Below are 14,030 nucleotides of genomic sequence, written 5' to 3' on the forward strand. Positions count from 1 at the left end.
AACGCACACCTTCCAGGTCACCATGCCACCCCTCCGCACACCACCGCCTCCCCGTGCGCCCCCTTGCGCCACCCCCGCTCGCACCGTCCGCGGACCGCGGACAGGCGGGTGTGCAAGGGCCTCGCGCCCGTCCGCGGATCACGGACAGGCGGGTGCGAGGGTCTCGCGCGACACCGCACAGAGCGCGAAACCCCGGATCGGACCAACCGGGATACGGCCTTTTGTGGGAGGCACGCCCCGGTGGGGCGCCGTGTTCCGGTTGCGCGCCGGGACCGTGCGGTCGCCGGTGCGGGCCGCTTCGGCGCTGGTCGCGGGGGCGTGCGCGCAGCCGCCGGGCAGGCTGACGCGCCGGACTTCACCCGAACGGGCGAATGGCCGGAAACGACACCAAACACCGGCACTGTTGGGATTTTCAGACCCCCGTAGGCCAAGATCCGTGTCTGACGACAAGCCCCCGCCACCGGCGGCGGGGCGGTCCGGGCGGACGCCGAGTCCTGCCGCCGCCCGGACGACCGGTCGACGCAGTGGATCGGCAGGAGTGGAGGACCCGAGCACGACGGGTCGCCGGAACGGTCACGCCATGACCGGGCCGGGCGGACCCTTGGGGTGAAGCCGCACACCGCGGCCGGGCTACTTCGCCAGCCCGAATCCGACAGGTCATCCTTCACAGGCGGCTGACGAAGGGTTGCGCATGACTGCGCTCAATCGTGTCCCGTCCTTTGTAGCCCGTGCAGGTACGGCCTCGGCCCTCACCCTCGCCGCCGTGGGCAGCTCGATCGCGATCCCCGGAGCGGCACCCGAGGCCTCGGCAGCGACTCTGGCGACGAAAGCCCTGAAGATCGCGGCGTCCAAGAAGGGCTCCCCCTACCAGTGGGGAGCGACGGGCCCGCGGAGATTCGACTGCTCCGGGCTCACCCTGTACTCCTTCAAGAAGGCGGGCAAGAAGCTGCCCCGCACCGCCGCACAGCAGTACAACAAGACCCGCCACATCTCCGCGCGCAGCCGCCGCGCCGGCGACCTGGTGTTCTTCCACCGGGGCTCGTACGTCTACCACGTCGGCATCTACGCGGGCCACGGCAAGATCTGGCACGCGCCGCGCACCGGAGCCGTGGTGCGGCTGGAGAAGATCTGGACCAAGAACGTCTGGTACGGCAGGGTCAGGTGACCGGGCCGGGTACCCGTCACCGCACCCGGCGCGCACCCCGTCCCGCGGGCCGCCCGGCTTCCGCCCGGGCCGTGTCCGCGGGGCGGTCGGGCAGGGTCCAGGGGAGTTCGACGCTGACCGTCTTGCCGCCCTCCCGGACGGGCCGCACGGTCATACGGCCGCCGCGCTCGGCGGTCAGCCACCGGATGATCACCAGACCCCGGCCGTTGTCCTGCTGGACAGCGGCCGGCAGTCGTCTGGGCAGGCGCGGATGGCTGTCGGTGACGCCGATGCGCAGCCGTTCGTCGCGATCGAGAACGATGTCCACCGTGAAGGTGGGGGACTGCCCGAAGGTGTGCTGGACGGCGTTGGTGGCGAGTTCGGAGACGATGAGCCGCACGGTGTCGGCGATGTCCGAGTCCGACGGCAGACCCCACTCCGCGAGAATGCCCACCGCATATGCGCGGGCAGCGGACACCGAGGCGGGATCGCTCGGCAGAGTGACGGATGCTTCCCAATGGTCTGCCATGGCGACGTCGTCCCTTTCCCACGGGGCCGCGTTCCGGCAAAAGCGGAGGTGCGCGTGCGGTCCCGGACCGGTGCTTGCCCGTCAGACTGCCATCACCGGGACGGTCACGGGTGGCGATCCACCAAGATATGCATATATCTGTCGCTCGAAGCGGTGAACTCTGCTACGGAAGAACGTATTTGACACCGGCCTGTGCAGCGGGCCATTGCCGCCGTCCCGATCCGCGGCGGACATTCCGAGAAGGCAAGGAGTTGCGATGCATCACGGTCCTGAGGTGCGCCGGCGCAAGCTGGGCGCGGAACTGCGCGCCCTGCGCACGGCAGCGGGTCTCACCAGCGGCGAGGCGGCCCGCAGGGTGGGCTGGCACCAGTCCAAGGTGAGCCGGATCGAGACCGGCACCAGCGGAGTGAAACCGGCCGACGTCCGGTTACTGCTCGACGCTTACGAGGTCGAGGACGCCCAACTGCGCGCATTGCTGCTGGCGTTGGCGGGCTCCGGTGACGCCGACGACCGTCACCCCTGGTGGCACGCCTACCGCGGGGTGCTGCCGCCGACCTACCGGGACTTCATCAGCCTGGAGTCCCAGGCCACCGGCATGCGCACCCTGGAGACCTCGGTCGTACCCGGGCTGCTGCAGACCCCCGAGTACGCCCGTGCGGTGACCCGGGCGGCCGTGGACGGGGTCGACGAGAAGCGGCTGGACACGCTGGTCCAAGTGCGGCTGACCCGGCAGGGCGTTCTGCGGGGCGACCCTCCGCTGCAGCTGAGCGCGGTGCTGGACGAGGCGGTGCTGCGCCGTCAGGTCGGCGGCCCGGAGGTGATGGCACGCCAGCTGGACCGCCTGATGGAGGCGGCCCGGCTTCCTCAAGTGACACTTCAGGTACTGCCCTTTTCCGCCGGTGCTCATATCGGCGTCACAGGCCCTTTCGTAATCTTCTCCTTTTCGAACACATCTGATCTCGACGTGGTAGTTCTCGACCATTTGACGAGTAGCCTCCATCTGGAGCGGAAAGAAGACCTGCAGGCCTACTCGGAGGCCTTCGACACCCTTCGGCTCCACGCGATGCCGGCCGAGGACTCGTCGGAATACATCGCCGAGATACGCCAGGACTGGTGATACGGCGAGCGACCGCGTAAGGAGGCACCATGTCTGCTCTGCCGCGGAACGTACGCTCCAGCAACGCACTGCACGGCGTGCGGTGGCTGCGCAGCAGCTACAGCACGGGCGCCAACAACTGCGTCGAGACGGCCCGGCCGGCCTCGGGGCCCTGCGCCGGGCTGCTCGCCGTCCGCGACTCGAAGGATCCCGCCGGGCCCGCGCTGCTGTTCTCCCCCGCCAGCTGGACCCGGTTCACCGCCGCGGTGCACCGCATGTGACCGCGGGCCGCCCCGGCCGCGTCCGGCACCGCACGGCCGTGCCGTGCCGGCTCATGGCCGCGTGTCGCCGATCACCCGGACCGCGTGGTCGATCTGCGCCGGGGTGAGGTCCGCGCGGGCGCTCACCCTCAGCCGTGACACGCCGTCGGGCACGGAGGGCGGCCGGAAGCATCCCACGGCCAGGCCGGCCCGGCGGCAGGCGGCCGCCCAGTCCACGGCCGCCTGCGCGGACGGTGCGCGCACGGAGACCACGGCGGCCTCCGGCCGCACCGCGTCGAGCCCCGCGGCGGTCAGACGCGCGTGCAGCTGTGCGGCCACCTCGCGGACCCGGTCCGCCCGCCACGGCTCGCGGCGCAGCAGCCGCAGCGCGGCCAGCGCCGCGCCCGCCGCGGCGGGCGCGAGGCCCGTGTCGAAGATGAACGTGCGGGCCGCGTTGACCAGATGAGCGACGACCCGGGCCGGGCCGAGTACGACACCGCCCTGGCTGCCGAGCGACTTCGACAGCGTGGCGGTCACCACCACGTCGTCGGCGCCCACGAGACCGGCCGCGTGTGCCGCGCCGCGGCCGCCGGCGCCGACGACGCCCAGCCCGTGGGCGTCGTCCACGATCAGCCCCGCGCCGTGCTCCCGGCAGGCGGCGGCGTACCCGGCCAGCGGGGCGAGATCGCCGTCGACCGAGAACACCGTGTCGGAGACCAGGACCGCCGGACCGTCATGCGCGCCGAGCGCCTTGCGCGCGCCCTCGGCATCGCCGTGCCCGACCACCTGCACGGTGCCGCGGGCCAGCCGGCAGCCGTCGATGAGCGAGGCGTGGTTGCCCGCGTCGGAGACGATCAGTGAGCCGTGCGGCGCCAGCGCGGTGACCGCGGCGAGGTTGGCGGCGTACCCGGAGGAGAACACCAGAGCGGCCTGTGCGCCGCAGAAGTCCGCCAGTTCGTGCTCCAGCGTGCTGTGCAGCTCGGTGGTCCCGGTGACCAGCCGGGAGCCGGTGGCACCGGCGCCCCAGGTGCGCGCGGCGGCCGCGGCGCCCTCGACGACCTCGGGGTGGCGGGCCAGCCCCAGGTAGTCGTTGCTCGCCAGATCCAGCAGCCGCGCCTGCGCGGGCCGCGGCCGGAGGGTCCGCAGCAGTCCGGCCCGGCGGCGCGCATCGGCCTGCTCGTCGATCCAGCCGAACGCCATCGCCCCTCCGGATGTTTGTAGGCAGTGCACAGACCCTAACGCCCCGAGGGCCCGCTCATCGTGTGGCAATGTCCACACCTCGCCTGGCATGTCGTTGTGGGAAGTCTCCTTGGCCGCGGGCGGTCCGGTAGGACAAGATCGGCTTCCATGGACCTGCTGAACACACTGGTGGACAAGGGGCTTCGGCGTGAGCTGCCGACCCGCGACGAAGCTCTGGCCGTACTGGCCACCTCCGACGACGACCTGCTCGACGTGGTGGCCGCGGCCGGGAAGGTGCGCCGCCACTGGTTCGGCCGGCGGGTGAAACTCAACTACCTGGTCAACCTCAAGTCCGGGCTGTGCCCCGAGGACTGCTCCTACTGCTCCCAGCGGCTCGGCTCGACGGCGGACATCCTCACCTACACCTGGCTCAAGCCCGAGGAGGCCGCCCAGGCCGCGGCGGCCGGGCTCGCCGGCGGGGCCAAGCGGGTGTGCCTGGTGGCCAGCGGACGCGGCCCGACCGACCGTGACGTGGACCGTGTCTCACGGACCATCAAGGCGATCAAGGAGGCCCACGAGGACGCCGAGGTGTGCGCCTGTCTCGGGCTGCTCTCCGAGGGCCAGGCCGAGCGGCTGCGCGCGGCCGGCGCCGACGCCTACAACCACAACCTCAACACCTCCGAGGCGACGTACGGCGACATCACCACCACGCACACCTACGCCGACCGGGTGGACACGGTGCGCAAGGCGCACGCGGCCGGGCTGTCCGCCTGCTCCGGGCTCATCGCCGGGATGGGCGAGAGCGACGAGGACCTGGTGGACGTGGTGTTCGCGCTGCGCGCGCTGGACCCGGACTCCGTCCCGGTGAACTTCCTCATCCCGTTCGAGGGCACGCCGCTCGCGAAGGAGTGGAACCTGACCCCGCAGCACTGCCTGCGGATCCTCGCCATGGTCCGGTTCGTCTGCCCGGACGTGGAGGTGCGCATCGCCGGCGGCCGCGAGGTGCATCTGCGCTCCCTGCAGCCGCTCGCCCTGCACCTGGCCAACTCGATCTTCCTCGGCGACTATCTGACCAGCGAGGGCCAGGCCGGCAAGGCCGACCTGGAGATGATCGCGGATGCCGGCTTCGAGGTGGAGGGCGCCGGGGAGGCGACGCTCCCGGAGCACCGGGTCTGCGGCGGCCGGCCCGAGGACGGCGCGTGCGGGTCGGGCACCGGCGCGCCGTGCGCTGCGTCCGCGTCCTCGGCGACGTCGCCGGCGGCCGGCGGTCCTCGCCCGGACCTGGTCGCGGTGCGCCGCCGGGGCGCCGGAACGGATCTCGCGCCCAATGCCTGAGGCGACCGGTCTGAGCGTGCCGGACCTGCTGGACCTGGACCGGCGCCACGTGTGGCACCCCTACGGTCCCATGCCCGGCCGGCAGGAACCGCTCGTCGTGGAGTCGGCGAGCGGGGTCCGGCTGAAGCTGGCCGGCGGCGCGGGCGAACTGGTCGACGGCATGTCCTCCTGGTGGTCGGCCGTCCACGGCTACAACCACCCGGTGCTCAACGAGGCCGTGCGGGCCCAGCTGGACCGGATGAGCCATGTGATGTTCGGCGGGCTCACCCACGAGCCCGCCGTCCGGCTGGTGAAACACCTTGTCGACGTCACACCGGAAGGCCTGGAGCACGTGTTCCTCGCCGACTCGGGTTCGGTCTCGGTCGAGGTCGCCGTCAAGATGTGCCTGCAGTACTGGCGTTCGCTGGGCCGCCCGGACAAACGGCGCCTGCTGACCTGGCGGGGCGGCTACCACGGGGACACCTGGCATCCGATGTCGGTGTGCGACCCCGAGGGCGGCATGCACGAGCTGTGGACCGGTGTGCTGCCGCGCCAGGTGTTCGCCGACGCCCCGCCCGCCGCGTACGACGAGGCGTACGCCGCCCACCTGTGGGAGATGATCGAACGGCACGCCGGGGCACTGGCCGCCGTGATCGTCGAGCCGGTGGTGCAGGGCGCGGGCGGGATGCGGTTCCACTCCCCCGCGTATCTGCGGGTGCTGCGCGAGGCGTGCGACGCGCACGACGTGCTGCTGGTGTTCGACGAGATCGCGACCGGGTTCGGCCGCACCGGCGCCCTGTTCGCGGCCGGGCACGCGGGAATCGCGCCGGATGTGATGTGCGTGGGCAAGGCCCTGACCGGCGGTTACATGACGCTGGCGGCGACGCTGTGCACGGCTCGGGTGGCCGACGGCATCTCGCGCGGCGAGGTGCCGGTGCTGGCGCACGGGCCGACGTTCATGGGCAATCCGCTGGCCGCGGCCGTGGCCTGCGCCTCGATCGAGCTGCTGCTCGGCCAGGACTGGCGCGCCGAGGTCGAGCGGCTGGAGAAGGGGCTGCGGGAGGGCCTGGCGCCGGCCGCCCGGCTGGACGGCGTGAAGGACGTCCGGGTTCTCGGTGCCATCGGCGTCGTCCAGCTCGACCACGAGGTGGACCTGGCGGCGGCGACCCGGGCCGCCGTGCGCGAGGGCGTGTGGCTGCGGCCGTTCCGGGACCTGGTGTACACGATGCCGCCCTACGTCACCGGGGACGAGGACCTGGCTCGGATCGCACGCGCGGTGTGCGCCGCGGCACGGGAGGGATGAGATGACGGTTGTGGTGATCACGGGCACGGGCACGGAGGTCGGCAAGACCGTCACCACGGCGGCCGTCGCCGCGGCGGCCCTGCGCGCCGGGCGGTCGGTGGCCGTGCTGAAGGCCGCGCAGACGGGCGTGGGCCCGGCAGAGCCCGGGGACGCGGCCGAGGTCGCGCGGCTGGCCGGTGCGGTGACCGCGAAGGAGGTGGCCCGCTATCCGGAAGCGCTCGCACCCGCGACCGCGGCCCGCCGCTCCGGCCGGGAGCCGGTGAGTCCGCGTCAGGTGGCCGAGGCCGCCGCCGCGCTGGCTGCCGAGCACGATCTGGTCCTGGTCGAAGGGGCGGGCGGCCTGCTCGTCCGGTTCGACGAGAAGGGCGGCACCCTGGCGGACGCGGCCGAGCGACTGGGGGCACCGGTCCTCGTCGTCGCTTCCGCCGGGCTCGGCACCCTGAACGCCACCGAGCTGACGGCCCGTGAACTGCGCTCGCGGGGGCTGGATCCGCTGGGCGTGGTGGTGGGCAGCTGGCCCGCCGAGCCCGGCCTCGCCTGCCGCTGCAACGTGGCCGACCTGCCTGAGGTGGCCGGCGCACCGCTGCTGGGCGCGCTGCCCGACGGTGCCGGGGCGCTGCCGCCCGCCGCCTTCCGGGCCGGGGCACCCGGGTGGCTGGCACCCGGCTTGCACGGCACCTGGGACGCGGAGGCGTTCACGGCCCGGCACGCCCCGGAGCCGGCGGCGTAGCCGGGCCGTCCGGGTGCACGGCACGGCCATCCGCCCGGCCGCCGGGCCGTTGGGGACGGTGCGCCGGACAGCCCGGTCGGCGGACGCGGGCGTGCGGTGCGGGCGGACGGGGGACACTCACCGTGGGCCGGTTCCCTCCACCCCGTGCGGCCCGGCCCGGTTCAGGAGGTCGTCATGCCGCTGCGGTTCCCCGGCTCCGGCAGGACGGCGCGGGACGCCGTCCACCATCCGCTGTTCGCCCGCCGGTACGCACGCTTCAGCACGGTCGCCGAGACCCGGCTGGGCCTCGCGGGCGTGCGCGAACGCCTGCTCGCCGAACTCACCGGCCGGGTCATCGAGATCGGCGCGGGCAACGGGCTGAACTTCGCGCACTACCCGGGCACCGTCGCGGAGGTCGTCGCCATCGAGCCGGAACGCCTGCTGCGGCACAGGGCGAGGGAGGCGGCACTGCGCGCCGAGGTCCCCGTCGACGTGGTGCCCGGCTGTGCCGAGGCGCTGCCGGTCAAGAGCGAGGCCTTCGACGCGGCCGTGCTGTCGCTGGTGCTGTGCAGTGTGCGGGATGTGCCGAGGGCGCTCGCTGAGGTGCGGCGGGTGCTGCGGCCGGGCGGCGAGGTTCGGTTCTTCGAGCACGGCGCCGGCGGTGGCCCGGCCATGCGTCTGGCCCAGCGCCTGCTGGACCGCACCGTGTGGCCGGCGCTGAACGGTGGCTGCCATCTCTCCCGCGACCCGGTCGCGGCGCTGTGTGACGCCGGGTTCGAGCTGGGCTGCTGCCGCCCGGTGCGCATCCCCGCGTCGGGACCCGTCCTGCCCCACTCCTACTGCTCGCTGGGCAGCGCCCGGCGTCCGGCACCGGCGCCGGACGAACCGCCCGGCGCGCGGTGAGGTGCCGGGCGCGGGCGGTGCCGCCGCCGGCGGCTCACAGGATCCACTGGCGCAGTTCCCGGGCGATGTCGTGCACGGTCGCCTCCCCGGTCTTGACCAGACGGGCCAGGTCCCGCACCTGCTCGGGCGAGGTGACGACCTTCAGGCCGCTGGCGACGAGGTAGGCGTAGGCGACCGCGGAGGCGAAGAGCACGTTGGAGCGCTCCAGGGCGGGCACGCGGACCAGCAGCTGCAGCAGCGCGGCGGCCCGCGTGTACGGGGTGTCGTAGACGGGGACGCCGAATATCTCGGCCTGGTGCCGCTCCACCGCGGCGACCAGGGCGCCCCAGTCGGTGACCTGGGGGTCTCCCGGCGTCATCCGTTCGGCCAGCATGAGCAGCCAGGCGAGGTCGATTCTGAGATCGTTCAAGGGTTCAGTGCCGGCCTTCGCTGCTGTGCCTGCGGCGGCCCTCCAGTTCGGCCCCGAACTCCTCGGCGAAGACGGATTCGTAGCTCTTCATGAAGTCGGCGGCGGCCTCCACGAACGTGCGGCCGGCCTCGCCGGTGTCCTGGAGGACGAGTTCCTCGATGTAACGGTTGACGCTGATTCCGCGGGCCAGGGCGCGTTCCCGGGCGGCACGGGCTGTGCCCTCGTCCACCCTCACGTTCAATTGCGTCTTCGCCATGCGTCGACGCTAGCGCCGCACCGCTAGCACCCACAAGTCCGGGACGGAGGCCGTCCCGGGCCACCGCTGCGCACGGCTCCCGCCCGTACCGGGACACCCCGGGCGTCTCCCGGCGCGATGCGGCTCGGCTCAACGGGGGATACCGGGTGTGCGGGCGGTCACATTAGGCTCGGCGGGGGACGAAGCAGTCAGGGCCGAGGACGTTCCGCTCGGCGCACCACCGAGGAGGCCGCCGTGTCCCCATCCGCCGTGGCGACTGCCGACGCCGTCGCGGCCCGTGCCCGTGGGCTGACCAAGGCGTACGGGTCGGGCGAGACCGCCGTGCTCGCGCTGGACTCGGTGGACGTCGACATCGCGCGCGGCCGCTTCACGGCGGTGATGGGCCCGTCCGGTTCGGGCAAGTCCACCCTGATGCACTGCCTGGCCGGGCTGGACAGCGTGTCGGCGGGGCGGGTGTGGATCGGGGACACCGAGATCACGGGGCTGAAGGACCGCGAGCTGACCCGGCTGCGGCGGGACCGGATCGGGTTCATGTTCCAGTCGTTCAACCTGGTGCCCACGCTGAACGCCCTGGAGAACATCACGCTGCCCCTGGACATCGCCGGACGCCGGCCGGACGAGCAGTGGCTGGACCGGATCGTCGACACCCTGGGGCTGCGGGACCGGCTCGGCCACCGGCCTGCCCAGCTGTCCGGCGGCCAGCAGCAGCGGGTGGCCTGCGCGCGGGCGCTGGCCTCCCGGCCCGAGCTGATCTTCGCCGACGAGCCGACGGGCAACCTCGACTCCCGGGCCGGCCAGGAGGTGCTCGGCTTTCTGCGGGAGGCGGTCGACGGTCTGGGGCAGACGGTGGTGATGGTGACCCACGACCCGGGGGCGGCGGCCCGCGCCGATCTGGTCCTCTATCTCGCGGACGGCCGGATCGTGGACCGGATGGAACACCCCACGGCACAGGCGGTGCTGGAGCGCATGCGCCTGTTCGCGCCGGGCCGCGGCGGCCGCCCCGGAGAGACGGACCGGGGGCCGGAGCACCCGGACCACCGGACGGACGCGCGCGGCACCGGCCCGCACCGGATCACGGCCGACCGGGTGCCGGAGCGCGGGCTCGCGCAGGAGCCGTGCGCCGCGGACGGGGCGTCACCCGGTGACGGCGACGCCGCGGCCGCCGAGGAGATGTGAGCGGCGTGCTCAAGGCGACGTTGCGCGGTTTCCTGGCCCACCGGGGCAGGCTGCTGATGTCGGCCCTGGCGGTGGTGCTGTCCGTGGCGTTCGTCGCGGGCAGTCTGGTCTTCTCCGACACCGTCTCCCGGACCTTCGACCGGCTGTTCGCCTCCACCTCCGCCGATGTGTCGGTCACCCCTCGGCAGGACCTGAGGAGCCCTGTGCCCACCGGTGTGGTGCGGACGCTTCCGGCGGACCTCGTGCGGCGCGTGGCCGAGGTGCCCGGCGTCGCGACGGTCCAGCTGGACGTCGTCGTGCGGAACGCGACGGTCGTCGACCGCCGCAACCGGCCGGTCGGCCCGGCCACCGGCAGCCCCATCACGGTGCGGAACTGGGAGGAGACCGGCCGCAGCCCGCTCCGGCTGGCCTCCGGCCGCACGCCGCGCGGCGACGGGGAGGCCGTGCTGGACGCGGACACCGCCAGGCGGCAGCAGGTACGCGTCGGCGATCCGCTGACGGTGCAGGCGCAGCCGGGCACGTTCCGGGTGCGGGTGGTCGGCATCGCCGCGTTCACCACGACCAATCCGGGCTCGGCGCTGGTCTGCCTCGACACCCCGGTCGCACAGCGGCGGCTGCTGGGCTCCACGGCCCGCGCGACCGGAATCTCCGCCGAGGCGGCGCCGGGAGTGAGCGACGCCCGGCTCAAGAGCCGGGTCGCCGCGGTGGTCGGGACGACGGCGTACGACGTGCGCACCGCCGGCGAGCAGGCCAAGTCGGCCGCGGCGAGCCTGGGCTCGTTCCTGAAGATCATCAAGTTTGTGATGCTGGGTTTCGCCGGGATCGCGGTGCTCGTCGGCGTCTTCCTGATCGTCAACACCTACTCGATGCTGGTCGCCCAGCGCACCCGTGAGCTGGGGCTGCTGCGGGCGCTGGGCGCCGACCGCGGGCAGGTGCGACGGTCGGTGCTGACCGAGGCGGTGCTGCTGGGGCTCGTCGCCTCCGCACTGGGCCTGGCGGCGGGCATCGGGCTGGCGGCCGGGCTGATCCGGCTGCTGAGCGTGTTCGGCATGAACCTGACGACGGCGGAGATGGCCGTCCGCTGGACCACGCCGGTGGCCGCCTGTGTGGTGGGCACCGGCGTGACGTTCGTGGCGGCCTGTCTGCCGGCCCGGCGGGCGGCGGCGATCTCCCCGATGGCCGCCCTGACCGACACCGAGACCGCCGGAGTGGGGCGGCCGCTGACGGTGCGGGCCGTGGCGGGTTCCGTGGTGGGCGCCGCGGGTGCCGCCGCGCTCGCGGGCTGCACACTGGTGTCCCGGACCGCGGCCGCCGTCTCACTGCTGGGCGTGGGCGTCGTGCTGACCCTGATCGCGACCGTGGTCGGCGGACCGCTGCTGGTGCGCCCGCTGATCCGGGTGCTGAGCGCGGCGTTCCCCGCGCTGTTCGGTCCGGTCGGGCGGATGAGCCGGCGCAACGCGCTGCGCAATCCGCGCCGCACCGGTGCCACCGCGGCCGCCCTGATGGTGGGCCTGGCGCTGGTCACCGGGATGTCGGTGGCCGGCGCCAGTGTGACCCGGTCCGTGGACCGCCAGATCGACCGGACGCTGGGCGCGGACTACATCGTGCAGAACCGCACCTTCCTGCCCTTCCCGCAGCAGGTCACCGACGCGGTGCGGGACACCCCGGGCGCGGGCACCGTGGTACGGCAGCGGCTGGCGCCGATCGCGGTACGGCTGCCGGACGGCAAGCGGGTCCAGACGGTCGCCTCGGCCTACGACCGGCAGCTCGACTCCGTCGCCCGTCTGCGGTACGCGGCCGGGGACACCGCGGCCGCGCTCGCCGACGGCCACCTGGCCATGGATGCCGGCTTCGCCCGCAGGCACGGTGTGCGGGCGGGCAGCGCGCTGCCGGCCGAGTTCCAGGGCGGGCGCCGCACCACGCTGACCGTGGCGGCGCTGACCGACCAGGACCAGGCCGAGGGCTTCGGGGTGCAGGGCGGGCTGTTCATGGGCATGGGCACCTTCACCGAGCAGGTGCCGGAGGCCGCGGACGCCGCCCTGTACGTGAACGCGGCACCGGGCACGAGCACCGAGCAGCTGCGCGCCGCGCTGGACAAGGCGCTGGCTCCCTACCCGAACGTGCAGGTCAGGGACCAGGCGGACTACAAGGAGCTGGTGCACGACCAGATCGCGGTGCTGCTGTACCTCGTGTACGCGATGCTCGGGCTCGCCATCGTGATCGCGGTGCTCGGGGTCGTCAACACGCTGGCGCTGTCGGTGGTGGAACGCACCCGGGAGATCGGGCTGCTGCGGGCCATCGGGCTGGCCAGGCGGCAGCTGCGCCGGATGGTGCGGCTGGAGTCGGTGGTGATCGCGGTGTTCGGGGCGGTGCTCGGGCTGGCGCTGGGACTGGTGTGGGGGGTATGCGCACAGCGGGTGCTCGCGCTGCAGGGCATCACGGCACTGGCGATCCCCTGGGGCACCGTCGTCGCGGTGATGGCCGGCTCGGCCGTGGTGGGCGTGGTGGCGGCCGTGGTGCCGGCGGCGCGCGCCTCCCGCATGAATGTACTGGCGGCGATCGCGCACGAGTGATGCAATCACGGCGGACGTCGAGGGAGACCGTCGAAGGGGAGAGATCATGCCGCGCCCGTTCCGCTTCGGAGTCAACCTGTTCCGGCAGGCACCCGCCGCCGAGTGGCGTGCCACGTGCCGCAGGGCCGAGGACCTCGGCTACGACGTGCTCCTCGTCCCCGACCACCTCGGCAGTGTCGCGCCGTTCCCGGCGCTGGTGGCCGCCGCCCGGGCGACGACCCGGCCCCGGGTGGGGACGTTCGTGCTGAACGCGGGGTTCTGGAACCCGGTGCTGCTCGCCCGGGAGGCGGCGACGGTGGACGCGCTGACCGACGGCCGCCTGGAACTGGGGCTGGGCACCGGGTACGTCCGTGAGGAGCACGAGCGGGCCGGGCTGCCCTTCGGCTCTCCGGGCGAGCGCGTGGACCGCCTGCGGCGCACGGTCGAGGAGCTGGACCGTCTGCTGGGTTCCGAGGAGCACCTGCCGCGGCCCGTGCAGCGCCGGGTGCCGTTGCTGATCGGGGCGAACGGTGACCGGATGCTGCGGCTGACCGCGCGACACGCGGACATCGCGGCGTTCACGGCCGCGCGCTCCGCGCCGGGCAGCGCCACGGGACTGCTGCCGCTGGACGCCGGGGAGCTGGACGAGCGGGTGGCGCTGTACCGCAAGCTCGCGGCGGACCGCGCCGAGGAGGCCGAGCTGAACCTGCTGCTGCAGATCGTGGCGGTCACCGACGATCCCGAGGCAGTGCTCCGGCCGCTGCTGGAGCATGTGCCGGGCCTGACGCTGGAGCAGGCGCTGGCGCTGCCGGCGGTCCTGGTGGGCCCGCTGGAGCAGCTCGTCGAGCAGGTACGGGGGCTGCGCGACCGGTACGGGTTCACCTATCTGACCGTGCTCGAGCCGTACATGGAGGTCTTCGCCGAGGTGATGGCGCGGCTGCGGGAGGCGTAGTCCGCGGGGTGTCGCGGGAGTCTCCGGTTCCGGCCCGCGCACGTTCCGGCCGGGGCGCCGTCGGCGCCGGGCGCGGGCCGCTCGCACGAGCGCCCCCTGGAACACCTCACACCCGCCCTTTACCCATTCTTTACCTGAGGTGGAGAACTCGAACCTCCATGAGAGGTAGCCGGTATCCGCTCACGGACGACCCGCCCGATGTCCGCCGCCGCGCACGCGCCCTGGTCCTGTCCGACGATGGGACGGGG

14 protein-coding genes and 1 riboswitch are annotated in these 14,030 nt (G+C 73.5%); of the genes, 10 read left to right on the top strand and 4 right to left on the bottom strand.

From position 1 onward, the window contains the following. Positions 1-566 precede the first annotated feature (566 nt). A riboswitch (cyclic di-AMP (ydaO/yuaA leader) is annotated at positions 567-688 on the top strand. Positions 689-691: 3 nt separating this feature from the next. Next, entirely contained in the window at positions 692-1,165 is a 474-nt protein-coding gene (locus tag IE286_RS01640; protein ID WP_189794726.1) for a C40 family peptidase, read from the top strand. Positions 1,166-1,181: 16 nt separating this feature from the next. On the opposite strand, the gene IE286_RS01645 is transcribed toward IE286_RS01640, so the two are convergent. Then, positions 1,182-1,673 (bottom strand): ATP-binding protein, encoded by a 492-nt coding sequence (locus tag IE286_RS01645; protein ID WP_189794727.1) that lies wholly within the window; start codon positions 1,671-1,673, stop codon positions 1,182-1,184. Between the two features lie 256 nt (positions 1,674-1,929). Here IE286_RS01645 and IE286_RS01650 point away from each other — a divergent pair, with 256 nt between their 5' ends. Together IE286_RS01650 and IE286_RS01655 are read left to right on the top strand one after the other, a co-directional pair. Next, positions 1,930-2,790 (top strand): helix-turn-helix domain-containing protein, encoded by an 861-nt coding sequence (locus IE286_RS01650; protein ID WP_189794728.1) that lies wholly within the window; start codon positions 1,930-1,932, stop codon positions 2,788-2,790. Positions 2,791-2,819: 29 nt separating this feature from the next. Beyond that, the gene (locus IE286_RS01655) at positions 2,820-3,050 is read left to right on the top strand and encodes a DUF397 domain-containing protein (protein ID WP_189794729.1); all 231 of its coding nucleotides are present in this window, start codon (positions 2,820-2,822) and stop codon (positions 3,048-3,050) included. Positions 3,051-3,101: 51 nt separating this feature from the next. Here the strand turns inward: IE286_RS01655 and IE286_RS01660 are convergent, their stop codons facing one another. Next, entirely contained in the window at positions 3,102-4,229 is a 1,128-nt protein-coding gene (locus IE286_RS01660; protein WP_189794730.1) for an 8-amino-7-oxononanoate synthase, read from the bottom strand. Positions 4,230-4,376: 147 nt separating this feature from the next. Between IE286_RS01660 and bioB the strand changes: the two genes are divergently transcribed. The 4 genes from bioB (at position 4,377) to IE286_RS01680 (ending at position 8,437) form a co-directional block, all read left to right on the top strand. Beyond that, complete coding sequence (gene bioB, locus IE286_RS01665) at positions 4,377-5,543, top strand: biotin synthase BioB (RefSeq protein WP_189794731.1); 1,167 nt, start codon at positions 4,377-4,379, stop codon at positions 5,541-5,543. Beyond that, the gene (locus tag IE286_RS01670; protein WP_189794732.1) at positions 5,536-6,825 is read left to right on the top strand and encodes an adenosylmethionine--8-amino-7-oxononanoate transaminase; all 1,290 of its coding nucleotides are present in this window, start codon (positions 5,536-5,538) and stop codon (positions 6,823-6,825) included. The genes bioB and IE286_RS01670 overlap by 8 nt, the downstream gene beginning before the upstream one ends. A gap of 1 nt (position 6,826) precedes the next feature. Continuing rightward, entirely contained in the window at positions 6,827-7,555 is a 729-nt protein-coding gene (gene bioD / locus IE286_RS01675) for a dethiobiotin synthase (RefSeq protein WP_189794733.1), read from the top strand. Positions 7,556-7,729: 174 nt separating this feature from the next. Further along, positions 7,730-8,437 carry a class I SAM-dependent methyltransferase gene (locus IE286_RS01680; protein WP_189794734.1) on the top strand — a complete coding sequence of 236 codons (708 nt, stop codon included), beginning with the start codon at positions 7,730-7,732 and terminating at the stop codon, positions 8,435-8,437. A 34-nt stretch (positions 8,438-8,471) separates the two neighbouring features. Here IE286_RS01680 and IE286_RS01685 read toward each other — a convergent pair whose 3' ends face one another. Together IE286_RS01685 and IE286_RS01690 are read right to left on the bottom strand one after the other, a co-directional pair. After that, positions 8,472-8,846 carry a fic family toxin-antitoxin system, toxin component gene (locus tag IE286_RS01685; protein WP_189794735.1) on the bottom strand — a complete coding sequence of 125 codons (375 nt, stop codon included), beginning with the start codon at positions 8,844-8,846 and terminating at the stop codon, positions 8,472-8,474. A gap of 4 nt (positions 8,847-8,850) precedes the next feature. Further along, positions 8,851-9,102, bottom strand: a complete 252-nt coding sequence (locus IE286_RS01690; protein ID WP_189794736.1) for an antitoxin — start codon at positions 9,100-9,102, stop codon at positions 8,851-8,853. Between the two features lie 234 nt (positions 9,103-9,336). Between IE286_RS01690 and IE286_RS01695 the strand changes: the two genes are divergently transcribed. Genes IE286_RS01695 through IE286_RS01705 form a run of 3 tightly spaced genes read left to right on the top strand, consistent with a single transcriptional unit; the run spans position 9,337 to position 13,782 of the window. Further along, on the top strand, positions 9,337-10,278 hold the full coding sequence (locus IE286_RS01695; protein WP_229861909.1) for an ABC transporter ATP-binding protein: 942 nt from the start codon (positions 9,337-9,339) through the stop codon (positions 10,276-10,278). Positions 10,279-10,283: 5 nt separating this feature from the next. After that, on the top strand, positions 10,284-12,851 hold the full coding sequence (locus tag IE286_RS01700; protein ID WP_189794737.1) for an ABC transporter permease: 2,568 nt from the start codon (positions 10,284-10,286) through the stop codon (positions 12,849-12,851). 46 nt (positions 12,852-12,897) lie between these two features. Next, positions 12,898-13,782 (top strand): LLM class F420-dependent oxidoreductase, encoded by an 885-nt coding sequence (locus IE286_RS01705; RefSeq protein ID WP_189794738.1) that lies wholly within the window; start codon positions 12,898-12,900, stop codon positions 13,780-13,782. Positions 13,783-14,030: the final 248 nt, after the last annotated feature.

It is taken from the genome of Streptomyces thermodiastaticus (assembly GCF_014656135.1).
Taxonomy (GTDB): domain Bacteria; phylum Actinomycetota; class Actinomycetes; order Streptomycetales; family Streptomycetaceae; genus Streptomyces; species Streptomyces thermodiastaticus.